The sequence below is a fragment of the Acidovorax sp. GW823-FHT05D11 genome (assembly GCF_058795695.1).
Genome location: NZ_CM179502.1, coordinates 2280192 through 2298286, shown reverse-complemented (window position 1 = coordinate 2298286; position 18095 = coordinate 2280192). Strand labels below are relative to the sequence as shown.

At 61.1% G+C, this 18095-nt stretch carries 18 protein-coding genes; 15 read left to right on the top strand and 3 right to left on the bottom strand.

Annotated elements, in window-relative coordinates; translation table 11 throughout:
• Positions 1–16: 16 nt before the first annotated feature.
• The 3 genes from AC3RCE_RS10670 (at position 17) to AC3RCE_RS10660 (ending at position 4898) form a co-directional block, all read left to right on the top strand.
• The gene (locus AC3RCE_RS10670) at positions 17–2065 is read left to right on the top strand and encodes a S8 family serine peptidase (RefSeq protein WP_492255142.1); all 2049 of its coding nucleotides are present in this window, start codon (positions 17–19) and stop codon (positions 2063–2065) included.
• Between the two features lie 14 nt (positions 2066–2079).
• Complete coding sequence (locus tag AC3RCE_RS10665; protein WP_492255141.1) at positions 2080–3825, top strand: amidohydrolase family protein; 1746 nt, start codon at positions 2080–2082, stop codon at positions 3823–3825.
• Between the two features lie 293 nt (positions 3826–4118).
• Complete coding sequence (locus AC3RCE_RS10660) at positions 4119–4898, top strand: HNH endonuclease (RefSeq protein WP_492255140.1); 780 nt, start codon at positions 4119–4121, stop codon at positions 4896–4898.
• Positions 4899–4931: 33 nt separating this feature from the next.
• Here the strand turns inward: AC3RCE_RS10660 and AC3RCE_RS10655 are convergent, their stop codons facing one another.
• Complete coding sequence (locus AC3RCE_RS10655) at positions 4932–6200, bottom strand: tyrosine-type recombinase/integrase (protein WP_492255139.1); 1269 nt, start codon at positions 6198–6200, stop codon at positions 4932–4934.
• A gap of 502 nt (positions 6201–6702) precedes the next feature.
• Here AC3RCE_RS10655 and AC3RCE_RS10650 point away from each other — a divergent pair.
• The 6 genes from AC3RCE_RS10650 to AC3RCE_RS10625 all read left to right on the top strand — a co-directional run bounded on the left by AC3RCE_RS10650 (position 6703) and on the right by AC3RCE_RS10625 (position 10363).
• Positions 6703–7488, top strand: a complete 786-nt coding sequence (locus tag AC3RCE_RS10650; protein WP_492255138.1) for a hypothetical protein — start codon at positions 6703–6705, stop codon at positions 7486–7488.
• 85 nt (positions 7489–7573) lie between these two features.
• A complete protein-coding gene (locus AC3RCE_RS10645) occupies positions 7574–8239 on the top strand; it encodes an SMI1/KNR4 family protein (protein ID WP_492255137.1) in 666 nt (221 codons plus the stop codon).
• Positions 8240–8296: 57 nt separating this feature from the next.
• The gene (locus tag AC3RCE_RS10640; RefSeq protein ID WP_492255136.1) at positions 8297–8566 is read left to right on the top strand and encodes a hypothetical protein; all 270 of its coding nucleotides are present in this window, start codon (positions 8297–8299) and stop codon (positions 8564–8566) included.
• Positions 8563–9036, top strand: coding sequence for a hypothetical protein (locus tag AC3RCE_RS10635; RefSeq protein ID WP_492255135.1), 474 nt, complete (start codon positions 8563–8565; stop codon positions 9034–9036). The genes AC3RCE_RS10640 and AC3RCE_RS10635 overlap by 4 nt, the downstream gene beginning before the upstream one ends.
• Complete coding sequence (locus tag AC3RCE_RS10630) at positions 9033–9710, top strand: hypothetical protein (protein WP_492255134.1); 678 nt, start codon at positions 9033–9035, stop codon at positions 9708–9710. The genes AC3RCE_RS10635 and AC3RCE_RS10630 overlap by 4 nt, the downstream gene beginning before the upstream one ends.
• An 80-nt stretch (positions 9711–9790) precedes the next feature.
• The gene (locus AC3RCE_RS10625; RefSeq protein WP_218294290.1) at positions 9791–10363 is read left to right on the top strand and encodes a hypothetical protein; all 573 of its coding nucleotides are present in this window, start codon (positions 9791–9793) and stop codon (positions 10361–10363) included.
• 25 nt (positions 10364–10388) lie between these two features.
• Here the strand turns inward: AC3RCE_RS10625 and AC3RCE_RS10620 are convergent, their stop codons facing one another.
• The gene (locus AC3RCE_RS10620) at positions 10389–10844 is read right to left on the bottom strand and encodes a hypothetical protein (protein ID WP_492255133.1); all 456 of its coding nucleotides are present in this window, start codon (positions 10842–10844) and stop codon (positions 10389–10391) included.
• A 248-nt stretch (positions 10845–11092) separates the two neighbouring features.
• Here AC3RCE_RS10620 and AC3RCE_RS10615 point away from each other — a divergent pair, with 248 nt between their 5' ends.
• Positions 11093–11809, top strand: coding sequence for an SMI1/KNR4 family protein (locus AC3RCE_RS10615; protein WP_492255132.1), 717 nt, complete (start codon positions 11093–11095; stop codon positions 11807–11809).
• A 245-nt stretch (positions 11810–12054) separates the two neighbouring features.
• On the top strand, positions 12055–13209 hold the full coding sequence (locus tag AC3RCE_RS10610) for a GGDEF domain-containing protein (RefSeq protein WP_218294287.1): 1155 nt from the start codon (positions 12055–12057) through the stop codon (positions 13207–13209).
• Positions 13210–13308: 99 nt separating this feature from the next.
• Here AC3RCE_RS10610 and AC3RCE_RS10605 read toward each other — a convergent pair whose 3' ends face one another.
• Positions 13309–14172 carry a LysR substrate-binding domain-containing protein gene (locus tag AC3RCE_RS10605; protein WP_218294286.1) on the bottom strand — a complete coding sequence of 288 codons (864 nt, stop codon included), beginning with the start codon at positions 14170–14172 and terminating at the stop codon, positions 13309–13311.
• Between the two features lie 165 nt (positions 14173–14337).
• Here AC3RCE_RS10605 and phnD point away from each other — a divergent pair, with 165 nt between their 5' ends.
• Genes phnD through phnA form a run of 4 tightly spaced genes read left to right on the top strand, consistent with a single transcriptional unit; the run spans position 14338 to position 18087 of the window.
• Positions 14338–15213, top strand: a complete 876-nt coding sequence (gene phnD, locus AC3RCE_RS10600) for a phosphonate ABC transporter substrate-binding protein (protein WP_218294285.1) — start codon at positions 14338–14340, stop codon at positions 15211–15213.
• On the top strand, positions 15210–16034 hold the full coding sequence (gene phnC / locus AC3RCE_RS10595; RefSeq protein WP_369642272.1) for a phosphonate ABC transporter ATP-binding protein: 825 nt from the start codon (positions 15210–15212) through the stop codon (positions 16032–16034). The genes phnD and phnC overlap by 4 nt, the downstream gene beginning before the upstream one ends.
• Positions 16031–16846: a phosphonate ABC transporter, permease protein PhnE gene (gene phnE / locus AC3RCE_RS10590; RefSeq protein WP_492255131.1), complete on the top strand. Its 816-nt coding sequence runs from the start codon at positions 16031–16033 to the stop codon at positions 16844–16846. Before phnC ends, phnE begins: the two co-directional genes overlap by 4 nt.
• Complete coding sequence (phnA, locus tag AC3RCE_RS10585; protein WP_492255130.1) at positions 16846–18087, top strand: phosphonoacetate hydrolase; 1242 nt, start codon at positions 16846–16848, stop codon at positions 18085–18087. Before phnE ends, phnA begins: the two co-directional genes overlap by 1 nt.
• Positions 18088–18095: the final 8 nt, after the last annotated feature.

Here is an 18095-nt window from a genome sequence, read left to right as displayed (position 1 = left end):
CCACCACCTTCGGCGAGTGCTTGGCCTCGCTCTCATCAGCTTTTGCGCGGCGACGCATGCTCAACAGGAAGAAGCCCCGGTGGTGCTTCGGGCGGTTGGCCCGCACGTACCCGACGCAACCGTAGCTGCTATCGCGAAAAACGCCGCTCCGTTTGAGGTAGGCGAAGGGATCCGCGCGGAACTCGCAAAGATGCCCGTGGAGGCGGCCATCGCCAAGGTTTGCGGGAGCTACCGAGATGCGTATTTTGAAGCTCTCTCGGCGGCCAATAGCTCCTTGGTCTTGACCAAAGAGCTGATCCTTGGAGACCGCGCCGCAACGATCGTGTTCCCTGCATGCCTTTATGTTGAACGCAGCAACGTGGGCTTCAAGCGCGAGGTAGCTCCAGACGAGAACAGGAAGAAAATTTATCAGGAATTGACCGGTGGCGACGGCAGTCCGATAGCGTTGAAACGATTCTTCGGCACGACCGTGAATCGGGTAAAGGAGGTCGATGCAAAAAAGTTCGTCTATGGGGCTCACCGCACCGCGCCTGTTGCACTCACGCCAGTCAACATGGGCTCGGAGCAGTTCAAGGCCATAGTGGCGCAATCCGTACAACAAGCGGTGCCAAACGTTCCCGTGTCGGCATTTGTTCAGGCACCAACACCGCAGCCAGGAGAAATCATTCTAGGCGGTACGGTGGCAGCCGCAGACACCAAATGCCGCAAGCCTTCCGGAGCCCAATTCGACGCAAAAGAGGTGGCCGCCTTCTATCGTTTTGCAGATGACCGTCGCAACGAGCTCGATCCTTCGCCACCGAATGGACAGACATCTATAACGATTGTCGACAACGGCTTCTTGGGCGCGAACCCGACCAACGGGTTGGAAGCCGCGTTCGCCGGAAGTCCCTTCAATCGCCGCTTTTTTCAGGTAGACCCCAAGACGACGGTCGCGCGGTCGTATCGGATATCAAGCGGGGAAGAGCTCCGTCCGGTCAGTTTCGACACTGAAGTGGCACCCGACGCAATCCGCGGGCACGGAACGCATGTGACGGGGCTAGCCTTAGGCGGGCCGGGCTTCAGCGAATTTCTAAGGCAGTGGCCGGTTGCTGTGAGCCCGTGGGCCTCGGTGAATATCCTAAACGTTGCAAACGGCAAGAAGCACCTGATTGGCGGAGCATACCTCTCCCTGCCATCGCTAATCCCAACGGACGCGCGTCGACACATCATCAACATGAGCCTCACTCACGATGGACGCGCCGATAACGATGCTGGCGAGGCCTATCGTGCTCTCTTCAAGAGGTTCGACGACAGCCTGTTCGTGGTCGCTGCAGGTAACAGCCGCGGTGATGTAACAGATCTCAAGGCCTATCCGGCTGCCTGGGGTGGCCTCAAGGCCAAGAACGTAATCACTGTGGCAGCGTTGGACGGCGATGGTGGACTGGCTCCGTTTTCGAACAAGAGCGGCAAATCGGTAGACATGGCAGCACCTGGTTGCGAAATCGAGTCGTGGATATCCAATCAGCCGACGCCGGTTGCGCTCAGCGGGACATCCCAAGCTGCACCGGCCCTCACCTTCGGCGGGTCACTTCTTTGGTCCCTCGATACCTCTGCCTCCGCAGCTGCGGTCAAGCAACGGTTTATCGTCTCCGGCGACCTCATGGACAACGCCGATGACCTCAGACGACTTGCCTACGGCGTTCGCCTCAACATCCCCAAAGCCCTTCTCTGGTTCCAAGACTACATAGAGGTCACAGGCGAGGAAGGCGGCCGCTACGTTGGAGAAGCACTGAGGCTCTCTGGCGCCAGATGCGTGGACGCTGACCAAAGCAACGGCGATCCGCTGCCCGACGTCTGGGCAATCAAGCGAAGCAAGACCGCTGACCGTTTGTTCACGGGGCGGCTGACTTCAACCTTGGACCAGCCCTGCCCACTGGCCGCGAACACAGATGGTCAGTTGGTCTTTGAAGCCAGTTGGATGGTCACGCCTACCGGTTTCGTAGAGCTGAAGCCTCGGATGACCTTGTCCAAACCACTGGGAGAGGTGGCGGAGCTGATCCTCCGTGCAGTGTCTCGTTCGAACTAAGGAGGGAGCATTTGATGAAAAGACGACTTCTATTGGCCACCGGCGGCGCCCTATTGGGCGGCCTGCCGCTGCCTGGCTGCACAACGAAACCTGCCACCGGTCCAACGGCGCCGAAGGGTACAGGGCTTGTGGACATCCACTGCCACCTCTTCAACAGCAGCGATTTGCCGACAGTCAGGTTCATCAAGATCGTCGTTCTGGAGCACTACCCCAAGGACGCTATCAAGACGCTTTCCATCGAAGACCCCGATGCGCTGGACGGGCTGATTGCACTCTTCACATGGATCGTGGGGCGTACGAAAGCACCGTCGGCTGACGACGAGATAAAGGTCCTAAAGGGCGAACAGGTCAATCTGGTTAACGCGGACGACAAGGTCAACGAGTCGGCGGTCATAAATGCCATCGCGGAGTTCGCCGCATCTGGCGCGATGGGTGTCTCGGACACTCCCGAGGACAGAGGCATCAAGAAGGTGCGCCGCGCGTTGTTACGTGCTGCAGGCGATACCTCAGTCTCGGTCATGAGCGGCCCAATTCCAGACGACGGCGCAAAACTCGTAGCCGAACGGGCCTACAAGTCCACCTTTGACTTGGGCCTGCTACTTCGTTGGTTTGGCTTGTTTACTCGCTACCGCTACGTTCTAGCGGAAAAGCTGGCCGCCGACCATGCGCGCCAAGGCTTCATTCCTTTGCTGCTCTGCCCAGCAATCGTCGACTACGATAACTGGCTCGGCGAGCATGTTGAGAATTCGCCAATGCCTCGTCAGGTGGAGGTAATGGGACGCGTCGCGCTGCGGAAGAAGGGACCGGCTGTACACGGGTATGTCGGCTTCGACCCGCTTCGGCAGGTACTGTTCGACAAAGGTATCCGCAAGGACTACGACCCGCTGCAGGTTGTAACGGACGCGATACGTCTGCACGGCTTTGTTGGGGTCAAGCTGTATCCACCCATGGGCTTCAGAGCCATTGACAACGAGTTGGCCACGTGCCAAACGTACCCTGACACCAAAACCTTCCGGCAGCTGCTCAACGGACAGCCTGTCGATTCGTCGACGGCGAAGTGCGAGATTCGTCCAGCAGATGGTTCGCGCCACCTTGGCGCAGCGTTGGACAAGGCCATGGGCCGCCTGTTCGACACTTGTGTGCGTGAGGGCGGGAGCGTTATCGCTCACGCCAACGACAGTAACAGCGGCGGCAATGACTACTCCAAGCGCGCAGATCCTGAGTTCTGGATTCCGGTCTTCCGCAAGTGGCCGACGTTGAGAGTCTGCTTGGCCCATTTCGGGCATTTCGCAGCCGTGTCGGACTCGCAGAGAGGCAAGCCTCTGCCTGAGTCCAGTTGGGAATGGACGCTGGGCCGCCACTTGAAAGCGAATCCGATGGCGCCCGTGTTCGGTGATATCAGCTATCTCTCGGAGATTTTCGGCAAGACAGATCCTGAGCTGGCTGCATACACGGTGACCTTAAGGCGGTGGATTTCCGAGTTCGACCCCGACTGTCAACACCTAATGTTCGGGACCGATTGGACGATGCTCGGCCTAGACAAGTCCTATGACGTTTTCTCGGGTAGCGTATACGAGTACTTCCGGACCAAAGTGTTCACCATCGGTGATGGAAAGGACGCAGACCGGCTCAAGCGCCTGTTTTCAGGCAATGCAGCAAGGTTCCTCAGCCTGAGGGCGGGTGACCCAGGACGCAATCGCCTGGAGGCCTTCTACGTGAAGAATGGTCTTCCGGCATCTCGCTTGCCTATCTTGGAATAGCCCCATGGCAGCCTCCACAGGACTGGTCTCTCCGCGAGCCATCCGATGATCGCTACGTGCCTTGTCAAAATTGTTGCGTAACCCGATGAATTCGCTCGTCGCGCGACCGCTCGGCTGATTTAAACAGACTCATCCGTGGCGGCGATAAAGCGCGGAATGAGGCCATATTCAATCTGATAGGTCATAGTTTTGAGGCCCGGTGCCAAGCCACACGTTATGGTCAAGGGCATCCCACCAAAGGAGTTCATGTGGCAACAATTGCGGATCTCAGACCAACCAAGCTTCACTTCATCATGGATCTCGTTGCCGAAGCAGGTATTGACGTCTCTGACTGGTCCAACTTCAAGGGTGGGCCAACTAAGGCGCGCGTAAACCCGAAGTACTGCTACGAGTGGGCTTTCGACGACGGGGAAAAAGTAGTGATCACACTTTGGCACCGCGATCTCGAATCCGAGCGTGGCGCAATCCAAAGACGATTCAATCTAGACGTGCACGCTAGAGCCGAACGGGATGGAACGCGCAAAGCGCGGCGTGCGCGATTGCTAGCGGCTCTTTCCCACGCAAGAGAGGCTCAACTACCCATTAGAGTGATCATCGTCGATGGAACAAATGGCGAGCTTGGCAAGACTACGAACAAAGTTAAGGCTCGTCTCCTTGATCCGACTCCATGGGCCATCGTTGATATTCGGGAGGATGGTGAGATTCTTTTGCGCCGTGGTGTACCGGCTGCGCCGACGGTCGATCAGTTTTCGATTAGCGAGCTTGGTAGTGACGAGCCCGAACGTAGAGTGGTGTCCGGTTCGGTCTTTGTCCGAGACGGCGCCGTGCGCCAGGCCGTGCTTAATCGTGCCTTGGGGCTCTGCGAGTATTGCAAGACTCCCGGATTCAGAACTTCCGGTGGGCAGATCTACCTAGAGACACACCACATCATCCCGCTTTCTGAAGGCGGTCTCGATAGGGAGAAAAATGTCATTGCGCTCTGTCCAAACGATCACCGCAAAGCGCACCATGGCGCGAAGCGCGAGGAGTTTCGCACGGTACTGCTCAAGATCATCAATACGCATCCATATTAGGCTCTGTGAATCGCCCCTGAGGCGTTTCAAAACTCATTTCTTCTTAATCAAATCGCCAATCTGGGCATACCTGGAAATTTTGAGGTCAGTGCTGATGCGGGGCGTTGAGCAATACGCCGCCCACGCGTCCATTAATTCTCTTCGCTTTGCCAATTGCGTGCTGCGCGCATAAGCGGCCTCCGCCTTGTCTTTGAGCTGATGCGCCAGTGCGTTTTCAATAACCTCTTTTGGGAAGTGCGTCGTATCCCCTGCCCAGTCACGAAAACTGGAGCGAAAACCGTGCACTGTGATGTCTGTGTGACCCATCCTCCGGAGAATCGAGGTGAGCGTCATATCGGACAAAGGTTTGTTCTCCTTTGTGGCACTCGGAAATATGAGCTCGCAACCTTCCAGTTTTGGAAGGTTGCGAAGCAGATCTAGTGCAGACTTAGAAAGTGGGATGGTGTGCTCCTTGCCCGCCTTCATTCGCCCTGCTGGTATGACCCACTCTTTGCGGTCAATATCGATTTCGGACCAAGTTGCCATCCGAACTTCACCAGAGCGAGCGGCGGTCAGAATCGCAAATTCCAGGGCTTTGACCCCCAGACCCTCTTTTGCGCGGAGTTCCACCATGAAGGATGGCACCGACTGATATGCCAAGGCGCTGAAGTGCTCTACCTTCGCAATCTTCGATGGCTTCGCCAACAGGGTGTCTAAGTGCCCCCGCCAGCGTGCTGGGTTGTCACCCTGCCGGTACTTACTGGTGGTGGCCCAAGCCAGCACTGTTTCAATACGACCTCGCAAGCGGGCTGCCGTCTCTGTCTTGGTGGTCCAAATGGGTTGCAGGCACTTCACCACCAGATCGGTATCAATCGAGTTCACCGGTAGCTTGCCCATTAATGGGTAGGCATAAGTTTCCAGTGTGCTCGTCCACTGCGCGATGTGCTTGGGGTTCTTCCACTCATGGCGCTTGGCATCAATACAGGCCGTCGCGCATTCCTCGAACGTCATTTCGCGGGCCTTTGCCAAGCGACGCTCGTTCACCTGGGCCCGCCGCACAGCAACGGGATCAACTGGCGTTGTTGGATGATGAGCCTGCTGTCTAGCGTCAAGCGCCAACTTCCTGGCTTCCGACAGCCCAACGGCCGCGAGACTACCCAGTCCCATGTTTCGACGCTTGCCATCCGTGCCGGTGTACCGAAAAACCCAGGATCTGGAAGTGCCTCGGACAAACAAGTACAGCCCCCCACCGTCTCCGTGCCAACCATCCTTCAGTTTGGTTAGAACAATTGCCGGCAGTTTGCCGGGCGTGTGCGATCCCACAATGAGCCCTCTGTATACCAATTGCGATGATTTTTAGTATACCTTTTTGTATGCCTTTTTAGCTTGGATAGAGCAATGTTTTGTTGGACATCGATGGACTATCTACGCTGATAAAATCCATTAATTTCAATGACTTACAGAATTCCATAGACCACTATTGGACGTCCTTGGATATGGCGGATGTAGACGCCCTCTCCGCCAGTAAGCTAAAAAATCAAGGACCTGGACAGATTGATCAATCCGTCCCACGAAGTCCCCCACATCCAAAGCCCCTTCTTCACAGATGGGGCTTTTTTTTGACCTGACGGGTTCAACGCTACCCCGTTGAGGCATGGTGCTCCTCGCTCCTGGAGGCCGAACAGGCTCCACGGGGTTGTCTGTTGCCCTGCATCAACGATGATCCCGCTGATCTCGCCAGTGTTGGAGGCGCCATTGTGCAGGCCCTGCATGCCAGATGCGAGAAGAGCGCAAGGGGTTTATGGTGTTGGCATTGAAACGCCTCATGACAGTCTTTTCCGGCCTCGTCCTCATGGGAGCGCATGCCATGGCTCAATCCTTCCAGCCCGTCACGCACCTGGCTTGTCCCGGCGGCGATTTCATCGTCGACGCCCGGCCCTGGGGCGAGAACGAGGCCGGCGGCTCGCGCGCAGAGCTGCGCTACCGCTACCGGGGTGTCGTGCTGGCCGCCATCCACTACGAGGCCTACTACAAGAACCTCGATCCCTGGCTGCGCCAGGCAAGCCCGCGCATCTACAACCTGGGCCTGAACCTGGATACGAGCGGCGCCAGCAAGCGCAGCGGCCACGACCGCGGCGACACCCTGTACCTGCCGCCCTCGGCGTTTACGCAGCAGGAGGTGGAGTCCCTGTCAGATTGCCTAGCCCAGCGCCATGCTGCCGCCTTGCGGCGCGACTTCGAGCGCGCGCAGATCACCAGCAGCGCATTCCTGAACCTGATGAAGACGCGCACCGGCACCGGCCGCAACGGCGTGGCGCGCTTGGTGCATGCCGATGCACCGCTTACCGCCATCTACGGCAGCGGCTGGCTGCTGATCCTGGTGGAGCGCGACGGCCGGGTGCTGTTGCACACCAACATGACGGCCAACAACGCGGCCGAGTCGGCGGTGTGGGGCCAGGCCGCCTCTGGCGCGGACGGCCGGCAGGTGCTGCGCGCGCAGCGCCAGGTGCGCTTCCAGGGCCAGGAGCGAGATGCTGGCAGCTATCTGCCCGAATCCGAAATGAACACCGGGCGGCGGCTGAAAGACGACTATGTGGTGGAGTGGCAGTAAGGCCGGGCCTGGCGGATCCTGATTGCCAGCGAGGAAAATTCCACGTGCAAATCCATGAACAAGCCAGCGAGGGGAGAACGAACGCATGAACGCAGGTAAACCGCCTTTTGCCGGTTTCGACCTTGTCGGGTTCTGGGTAGACAGCGACTACGCGCGCAGGGAGTACGTCGAGCCCGCGCCCTCGCCGGAAACCACTGTGGCGGTCGAGGCTGAACTGGGCTACAAACTCCCGGCCAGCTACATCGCGCTGATGCAGACGCAGAACGGCGGCATTCCCGCTCACGGCCGTTTCCCCACCGACCAGCCCACCTCCTGGGCCGAGGACCATGTGGCGATCAGCGCCTTCAAGGGCATCGGATTCGGCAAGCAGTGGAGCCTGTGCGGCAGCCTCGGCAGCCGTTTCAAGATCGAGGAATGGGACTACCCGGACATCGGCGTGTACTTCGGCGACTGCCCCTCGGCCGGCCACGACATGATCGCGCTGGACTATCGCGCCTGTGGCCCTTCTGGCGAACCTTGCGTGGTACACGTCAACCAGGAGGCGGACTACCGCATCACCCCGCTCGCGGCGGATTTCGAAACCTTCGTGCGGGGTCTCGTGCATGCATCCGAGTACGAAGACGATCCTGAGGACGTGAAGCACGATGCCCTTGCACATGTGCGCAGCGCGCCTTTCAACACGCGGCTGCAGAAACTCTGCGATCAGTGGCCCGATCCGGAGATGCCCGCAAATATTCGCCGCCTGGCCTAGACCATCGTGGAGGACAGGGGCTATTTCACGCTGCATGCGGACGCGAATTCGCACCTGATGTACGCCACCCAGTTCCTGCTGCTGAGCCACAGCCGGCCGGTGCGGTCGAAGGAAGGCTTTATGCAGTCCTACCCAGGAGTCATCGCGATGGTGGGCAGCGCACACTTCGGCACCGGCGCCTGGGCACCCGGGTTCGTGGAAGACTGGTTCCAGGCGCGCGCCATGGCAGGTGATCTGCTGCAAGCCGACAACCAATGGCGTTTGAGCCCGGATTTCAGCGCCAGGGTGCTGCAGAGCCTGCGCAACGGGGACGAGGGAGGAGCATGACCCCTACACACACTGTCGATCGCGTGGCGCAAGCCCTGGAATGCGGGTATGACGAGATGTGCACCCTCGTCACCCACTTCACCACCAGCGACCAACTCGACCGCTTCAGTCGCAGCTACAACGCGAACGACGGTTTCGAGCCTCTGTGTTGCGTGGTGGGTCATCCTGAATGCGGCGCAGGCACGGCCCTCTTCATCTACTGGCAGTTCCATGAATTGCCGGGCGACCCGCAGGCCCGCGCCACCCTGGACGGTGAGCCCGCGCGCTGGAACGCGAATGCACTGCTCTGTGCTATTGAACAACGCTATCCCGACGGCTTTCGACTGCAAGGCATCGCATGCGACCCAATAGCAGACTGCGCCCGGGCGTTTGGCCCGGCCTACGTGGAAAGCATCCGCGCACAGCATAAGGGGTCGCCGCTCATGCAGCCGCCGCCAGCGCCCTCCGATGCAAAAGAGAGTCCCCGATGAAGCCTTCCTTGCGAACAGTACCTGCCTTTGCGTTGCTTGCCACCCTGGGCATGCTCCCTTGCGCTCAAGCCGGCCAACCCACCACGATCCCCGTCGCCGCCTGTGGTCTCGAGTTTGATCTACCCGTGGGCTACAAGACTACCCGCCCCAAGCGGATGGAACTCGCTCCCCACGGGCGCTTGTGCGCAATCAATATCGTCAAGGCCCGGCCCGATCCTGTGCAGCAGGGCGAATGCAAGGACAAGGAAGACGGCGGCCAGCCGCCCTACAACGTGTGCGATTGGGTGATCAACATCGGTACCCCGGGACCGAGTGTGCAGGTGGTGCGCATATGGCCTGGTGGCAGTCCGCTCCTGGATACATTCATGCGCGAGGAAGACGGCCGATGGATGGTGTCGAATGCCCAGGCCGGCGCACAGCCTGCTGAAGCCACCACCTTCTGCGGCAAACCCGCATGGAAGGGCGAAACCACCGTGCGCATGGGCTGGTCGCGTCATCGCGTCAAAAATTACACGGGCATCTATGCGGGCTCGGGCGGCGCCGATGTCACGCTGGTGCAGTTCGCACCCGACCTCTTCGTCCAATTGCAAAACCCACCCATTGATGAGAAAAGCGAGTTCTCGGTGTTCTGCGCCAGCCTCAAGTTGGGCACCCGCGCACAGGACCTTCCGTAGCCTCTTCTTTCTGCTCCACCTCGCCAGCATCCAGCGCTTCGGATGCAGACGCACTGCCCTGCCGCGACACCCCACGCACCATGGCAAACGACAATCCCATCGTATTGTTCCGTCCCGGCTCGCGCATCGGGCATGTGGAGTGCATGACACCGGCCTTCGCCGGCCTCCAAAAACCTTCTCTGGCCCCTCCTCATGGGAGAGGGCAAAACGCCATGTTCGGACATTCCAGCCAGTTGGGCGCGCAAGACCGGGCCATCGATTTGGGCCTTCACGCCCTGCTGGCGCTGGCTTGCGCGCTTGCATCAGCTCTCGCTGGGGCGGCGGACAAGGTACCGGAGGTACCCCAGCGCGAGTGCGCCCGCATTCTCGCCGTGGCGGCATCCCTCTACCCTGGCCAGGCCGGCAAACTGCGCTGTACGCTCCATGAGCGATCGGCGCACTACACCGTGGTCGGTGTGCATAGCCTCTCACCCGCACCGCAGGGGTACGCCGGCACCTGGACGGGCAGCAGCCTGATAGGGTATTTCGGGCTGCACCGCCCTAGCGGCCACGTACAGGAATGGGACATGGGCGAAAACCGGCCGCGTGCCCGCAACAAGCAGCAACTCAGAGCCCAGCCGGGCCCTCTTCACGGGGCGCCAGAACGCCGTTGAGGCCGGGCGCGGTGACATCGGGGTTTCACACCCGCATGGCCGCGGGCGAATCTGCGCTGCCGTAGCGCACCCCGCCACACCCAAAGCCGGTGCGCGGGTCGTACCCCACCCAAACCTCGCCCCAGGCATGGTGCCCAGAAGCCCAGCCCCGCGCGCCCAGCCAGTCGCGCAAAGCCTTGGCGCGCCGGTGCTCCTTGCGTTCGGACCAATCGCTCCAATCCCTGCCATAGCGGCTGTCGTCATCGTGGAAGAGCCAGCATTCGGACAAGGAACCTTGGAAGAACGCCAGCTCGATGCCCACCATGAAACCGCCGTCACTCCAGGCCTTGAGACGATGCCAGGTCCAGTCCGAACCCTGCACCGCCCGGGGTACGCGCGGCACCACGATCAGTGCCGCATGACGGTCCACCAGGACTGCCTCTTGCAGCCCGCACGCGATGTGCAGGCCCTCCGGGTGATGCAATGCAAAGGCAACCGTCATGGCGTTCACAGAGCGCAAGAAGTAGATCGGTACATTATTCTGCATGACGACATGCAGCCGGGCTGCACGCTGACCATGACCTGCTACCACCTCAAGTCCATCGCCAGGAGTCCGGCACCCGCAATCACCGGACCCATGCAAGGGCAGCATGAGCATTCCGGTCTGCTCGCGCTGTCACAGACACAGGCCGCGCTGGCGGCAGCACAAAGGCCCCGCACGCCGTCCAGGAGGCAGCCATGACATCCATCTTGCCGGACGCGGCACGCCAGTTCATCGAAGCCGCCATCGTCGCGGGCGACATGGCCTTGCCTTTCCACTACCCCCAGCCCGGGCAATGGGAGGGTTGGCAAAGCGGCTTTCGCCACCACGGCATCACCGGCGAAAGCCTGGTTGGCATCGCACCGGGCGAATGGCAGCCGGGCTGGTACGTGGTCGCTCTCAATGGGTTCGGCGATCCGTTCTTCATCGATCTCAACCAGGAGGCGAAAGGCTTTCCCGTCTACTATGCGCCGCATGGAGCGGGGCGGTGGGAGGCGGAGCAGGCCGCACCCAGTCTGCAGCAATTGGGTGACATGCTGGCGGTGCTGCGCGGGCTGGAAGACGACGCCACGGCTGCACAGCACGTGGTCGAAGCCGAGGCCAGCCTGGGAACCCGGCTCTGGCGGGAGGTGCTCGAGAACCGCCAGAACCGCGCGGACACGGCAAAGGAACCTGCGTTCCCGCCCGATACCACGGCCTGGCAGCACGGCACCCTGGTCATCTGCGGCATCGGTCCGCAGAAAATGAAGGTCGTGCAATTCCTCAAGCAGACGTTTGGCTTGTCGCCACAAGAAGCGCTGGCCCTGGCGATGCAACCCGAAATTGCCGTTGCGGAGGGCTATCTTGTGCACCTGCGCCGCTCCCAAGACCACTTGCAGGCGCTGGGAGCCACGGTGGAATTTCGACCCCATGGACCCCGTGCCTGAAGGCCTTCCCGCAAGACGCGTTCTTTCGCATCCAAGAGCTCATCGACTTCGTCAGGACGGGGCAGGAGCGCGGCGGCAAGGGCGCGGCAAGCCAACGGCCCTGCGTCCTGTCTCAATGCACCCAGCATGAGACGCGGCGGGCACCTCTTCGCTACCCAGCACTATCCCTAGGGCGCCCACGGATGGGAAGGGATATAACAGCGAACATAAAGTTACAAACGAGCGGTAAGTCACTAGAGGGCATCATGAATCTTGACCTGCTGGACAGAGACACCTTGCGTGTCGTCCTGGCAGTCGCCGAGTTGACGCTCGCTCCTATTGTTGCCTTGATCTGGAAAGGCAACAAGGACGTCAAAGGCGTCAACTGGTGGATTGCTGGGTCGGTATCCACAATGATCGGCTTCTCGATCCCGATATTCGTGGAACTGAAGGCGCCTGCGGCACGCTTCATCAATGACTTCTTCGGCATCATGGCGCTGGCCTTCATGCTCCATGGCACCTTGCATTTTCGCGGCAAAACGAAATTGGCCAGGATCACCTTCCTGGCAATGCCGTGGTTTGCCGTGGTGATGATCGTCACCATGGCAGCTGTCTACGGCAAGGATGCCGCCAGGTACCTCATTCTTGACGCTGTGGTCGTGGCCTTTACCCTGGGCATGGCCTACCACATCGCTCACTGGAACTGGCCGGTGCGCTTCTCCGCACAGAATCTCTCCGCGCTGTATCTCACATCGCTCTCCATCGCATTCTGCTTGCGCTGGAGTTTCATTTTCTTCGCGGAAGACCGCGCGGCGGTCATCCAGAGTCCGTATCACGCGTATCTGTACCTGGTCCTGATCTCGTTCACGATTGCCTGGAACTGCTGCATCATTCTCGTGTGCGAGGAAAGCGCCCACAAGAAAGTGGACAGCATCGCCAATACCGATCCACTGACAAGCCTGCCCAATCGCAGGTCCTTTGACGTCATCCTGAATGAGTCCATCGAGCGTGCGAAACGCGAGACCCACAGGTTCGCATTGGCCTTGATTGATCTCGATGAGTTCAAGCAGATCAATGATCGCCATGGACACTCCGTGGGAGACCAGGTGCTGGTGGAATTCGCGCAGCGCTTGAAGAAGCACGCGAGGAACACGGATTTTGTGGCCAGGCTTGGAGGCGATGAATTCGTGATGATCATTCGCGATGCTGAGAATGCAAAGAACCTGCATTTCATCGTCGACAGGCTGAAGCCGCACCTCAACGGCTTCGCCCTGCTGGGCCACAGCCAGCCCATCGAAATCAAGGTCAGTATCGGAGGCGCCGTCTGGCCCCAGGACGGTGAGAGCTCCAGGGACATCCTGCGCAATGCCGACATGAGGATGTACGAGGACAAGAAGCTGCGCAAGGCCCCCGCCTGCTAGTAGCCAGGCACCCGGCCCAGGAATCGCTCCATGTCAGCCTCGCTGGCGAGCGACACGCAGCCTGTCCCTCCATCCGTACGCAGCTGCGCGACCAAGAGACTAAGAGTCACGCCCGATGATGTTGAAGAACGCCCGGATGAGACGCGTGTCCCTGCGCTCCGCCAGGCACACGACGTGTGCATAGGTCCTGATTTGCGCATCGCTGATTCGCACCGCGTGCAAACCTGAACCGGGCACGTACTCCACCTCCGAGACCGCCGCGACGCCCAGTCCTTGGAGCACGGCCTCCCGGATGATCTCCCGGCTGGCAACCTCCATGACGACTGTCGGCTGCACATCCGCAGCCTTGAGCGCCAGTTCTATGGCCTTGCGTGTGGTGGACCCTTGCTCGCGCAAAATCAATTTTTCGCCTTGCAGCTCTGCGGTGCGGATGCTGCGGCGGCGGGCGAACCGATGGTCTGCATTGCAGAAAATAACGATGGGGTGTTCGCTATACGGAACCGACACGAAACGCTTGTCTTTGAGCACCTGCGCCAGGACACCGACGTCCGCCCGGTAGTCCAGCAGCCGGCTCAACACATCTTCCGAGTTGCCGGTTCCTACCGAAATCTGGATCTCCGGGTATCTCTGGTTAAACGCCGCCAGCATCTTCGTCACGTGTGAAGGGCCCACGGCCGCAACACGCAAATGCCCCGAACGCAGTTCGCCTGCGTCTCGAAGAATTTGCACGGCTTCTTGCTCAAGGTCGAACATCTGGCGCGAAAGCTGGAGCAATCGCTCTCCGATTTCTGTCGGGCGAATGCGGCGCCCCGTTCGGTGAAAAAGTTCAACTTTGTACAGCTCCTCGAGTTGCTGAACCTGCGTGGTCACGGTGGGCTGACTCACGTGCAAGGCCTGCGCTGCGCGGGTAAAGCTCCCTTCGGTCGCCACCGCATGAAAAGACCTCAATTGCGTCAACCGCATGACAGTCGCCTCCGTGTTATCCCGGGCCAACTATAGATTAAATGAATGGATCGGTAAAAAAACTTGAATTTGCAAGATAGTCCCGCACCACCGACAGTTGCCCCATGCACTGTGCTTGGTAGGCAGTGCAAAAAGAGGTTCAAACCCACCAGACAGGAGACATCGATGAAACTCACGCGCCGATCTCTGTTGGCCAGCGCATCCGTGCTGCTAACCCCGCCGCTTGCCGGCCTCAACCCTGCCAGGGCAGCCAACGTCCTCACGGTAGGCCTGATCCCTTCCGAGGATTCGCGGGCCATGATCGCCAACAGCCAGGCCATGATGGACATGCTGTCCAAGTCGCTGGGCATGCCGGTCAAGCCCTTCGTGGCGGCGGACTACAACGGCGTGATCGAGGCCCTGCGTTCCAAGCGGCTGGATGTTGCCTACCTCGGCCCCTTCTCGTACGTGATGGGCACCACCGTGGCGCCCATCGAGGCCTTTGCCGTGGCCGAGACCAAGAAGGCCGGCCGGGCCTTCTACCACTCCCTCATCGTGGCCCACAAGGACAGCGGCATCAAGACCGTGGCCGACCTCAAGGGCAAGACCTTCGCCTTCGTGGACCCGACGTCCACCTCGGGCCACCTGTTCCCCAAGGCCGGCCTGATGAAGGAAGGCTTCAACACCGACAAGGATTTCGGCCGCGTGATCTTCTCCGGCTCGCACGACTCGAATGCCGTGGCGGTGCAGAACAAGAAGATCGAGGCCGTGGCGATTGCCGACCGCATCCTGGATGCCGCCATCGCCAAGGGCCTGGCCAAGCGCGAGGACCTGGTGGTGGTGTGGAAGTCGGACCCGATCCCCGAGTCGCCCACCGTCTGGCGCAAGGACCTGGATGCGGACCTCAAGAGGCGCGTGCAGGCCGCCTTCCTGGACGTGAAGGACATCCCCTGGTCGGACCAGGGCATGCTCAACGGCTTTCATCCCACGAACGACAAGGCCTACGACATCATCCGCGAGACGGCCAAGATCCTGAACCTCGACCTGAGGGCCATGAAATGATCAGGATCCGTGGTCTGAACAAGCGCTACGGCGACTTCGACGCGCTCACGGGCATCGACCTCGACGTGGCACCGGGGGAATTCCTCGTGGTCCTGGGGCCTTCGGGCGCCGGCAAGTCGACGCTGCTGCGCTGCATCAACCGCCTGGCCGAGCCCACGAGCGGCGAGATCCACATCGACGGGCAACTGGCCCAGTCCGGCGGCGCAAGCTTGCGCGGTCTGCGCCGCCAGGTGGCGATGATCTTCCAGCACTACAACGTAGTGCCCCGCCTGTCGGTGCAGAAGAACGTGCTGACGGGCCGCATGGGGGCGGTGCCTGCGGTGCTGTCGTGGCTGCAGATCTTTCCTCGCAAGGACGTGGCGATTGCGCTCGAATGCCTGCGCCGCGTGGAACTGCAGGACAAGGCCGGGTTGCGCACCGACACGCTCTCGGGCGGGCAAAAGCAGCGTGTGGGCATTGCGCGTGCGCTGGCCCAGCAGCCCAAGGTGATCTTGGCCGATGAGCCGGTCGCCAGCCTGGACCCCAAGACCTCGCGCACGGTGCTCAACTACCTCAAGCAGGCCAGCCGCGAACTGGGCATCACCGTAGTCTGCAACCTGCACCAGATCGACTATGCACGCGAGTTCGGCGAACGCATCGTGGGCGTGTCGGGCGGGCGCATCGTCTACGACGGCGGGCCCGAGGGCCTGACGGACGAGGTGCTCAAGCGCATCTACCCCGGACTGGACGAAAACGACGCCCGCAGCCGCAGCGCCCCTGCCGTGGCAGCCGCAGCAGCGCCCGCGCTGCGCCAGTTGAAACTTGAGGAGGCAAGCGCATGAACATCGGTTCCTACACTTTTCTGGTGGCCCGGCCCAGTGGCGGGCTGGGGTGGTGGCCGCGCATCGGAATCGGAGCGCTGTTCGTCGGAGTGCTGTGGTGGGCCGCGCGCGGCGCGCAGGTCAGCTTTGGCGAACTGGCCAAGGGACTGCCGTGGATCGGCGATTTCCTGGGGCGCATGCTGCCGCCCAATTGGGCGTTTCTGGACAAGCTGATCGTCCCGGCGATAGAGACCATCCAGATCGCCGTGTGGGGCACGCTGCTCGCCGTGCTCCTGGCGATACCCGTGTGCTTCTTCGCCGCGCGCAACCTTACGCCCAACATGCTGGTCTACCAGTTCACACGCCAGCTGTTCAACGTGACGCGCGGAGTCAACGAGATCATCCTGGCACTGGTGTTCGTTGCCGCCGTGGGGCTGGGGCCGTTTCCGGGCGTGCTGGCCCTGGCGGTGCATGGAGCGGGCATGCTGGGCAAGTTCTTCGCCGAGTCGATCGAGGAGATAGACCAGGGGCCCATCGAGGCACTGCGCTCGACGGGGGCCGGGCCCATACAGACCATCATCTTTGCCGTGCTGCCCCAGGTGGTGACCGCATGGATCGCCGTGGTCCTCTACCGCTTCGAGACCAACCTGCGCCAGGCCACCGTGCTGGGCATGGTGGGCGCGGGCGGCATCGGATTCGAACTGGTGGGCAGCATGAAGCTGTTCCAGTACCAGGACACCGCCACCTGCATCGCCGTGATTATCGCCATGGTGATGGTGGCCGACACCATCTCGACCCGGCTGCGTGCCTGGATTCAAAAAGGAGCCCGTTGATGAATACCGTTGTTGACACTGTGCAGGCCAACGGCCGGCAGTATGCCCGACCCCAAGCCCCGGTGGTGGTGGTCTGCGTGGATGGTTGCGAGCCCGACTACGTGACGCAGGCCATCCAGGCCGGCGCGGCGCCGTACCTCAAGCGCATGCTGGCCCAGGGCAGTTCGCTGATCGGGGACTGCGTGGTGCCCAGCTTCACCAACCCGAACAACGTGTCCATCGTGACCGGCGTGCCGCCTTCGGTGCACGGCATCTGCGGCAACTACTTCTACGACGTGGCCGCCGACCGCGAGGTCATGATGAACGACCCCGAGTACCTGCGCGCCCCCACGCTCCTGGCCGCCTTTGCCGAGGCCGGTGCGCTGGTGGCGGCCGTGACGGCCAAGGACAAGCTGCGCACCATGCTCGGCCACGGGCTCAAGGGCATCTGCTTTTCGGCCGAGAAGGCCGACAAGGCCACGTTGGCCGAGTGCGGTATCGACAATGTGCTGGAGCTGGTGGGCAGGCCCGTGCCCTCGGTGTACAGCGCCGACCTCAGCGAGTTCGTCTTTGCGGCCGGCGTGCGCCTGATGGAGACCCGCCGGCCGGACCTGATGTACCTGTCGACCACCGACTACGTGCAGCACAAGTGCGCACCGGGCACGCCGGAGGCCAACGCCTTTTACGCGATGATGGACGGCTACCTCGCCCAGCTCGATGCGCTGGGCGCGGTCATCGGCCTCACCGCCGACCATGGCATGAGCCCCAAGACCGACGCCGCGGGCAACCCGCGCGTGGTCTACTTGCAGCAGGAGCTGGATGCACAGCTCGGTGCGGGCAGTACGCGGGTGATCCTGCCCATCACCGATCCCTATGTGGTGCACCACGGAGCACTGGGCTCGTTCGCAACCATCTACGTGAATGCCGGCGCCACGCTGGAGGGTGTGCGCAGTGCGCTACTGGCACTGCCGGGCGTGGAGGTGGTGCTGACGCGCGAGGAGGCGGTGCAACGCTTCGAGCTGGCGGGCGACCGCATCGGCGACCTGGTGGTGGTGTCGGACCACCTCACGGTGCTGGGCACCAGTGCGGCGCGGCACGACCTGAGCGGGCTGACCGTGCCCCTGCGCTCGCACGGCGGCATCTCGGAGCAGAAGGTGCCGCTGCTGTTCAACCGGCCCCTGAAGGGCGTCGCCCCCGGCCGGCGGTTGCGCAATTTCGACGTTTTCGATCTCGCGTTGAACCACGCCCTTTCCTCCGTCTAGAGGTTTCT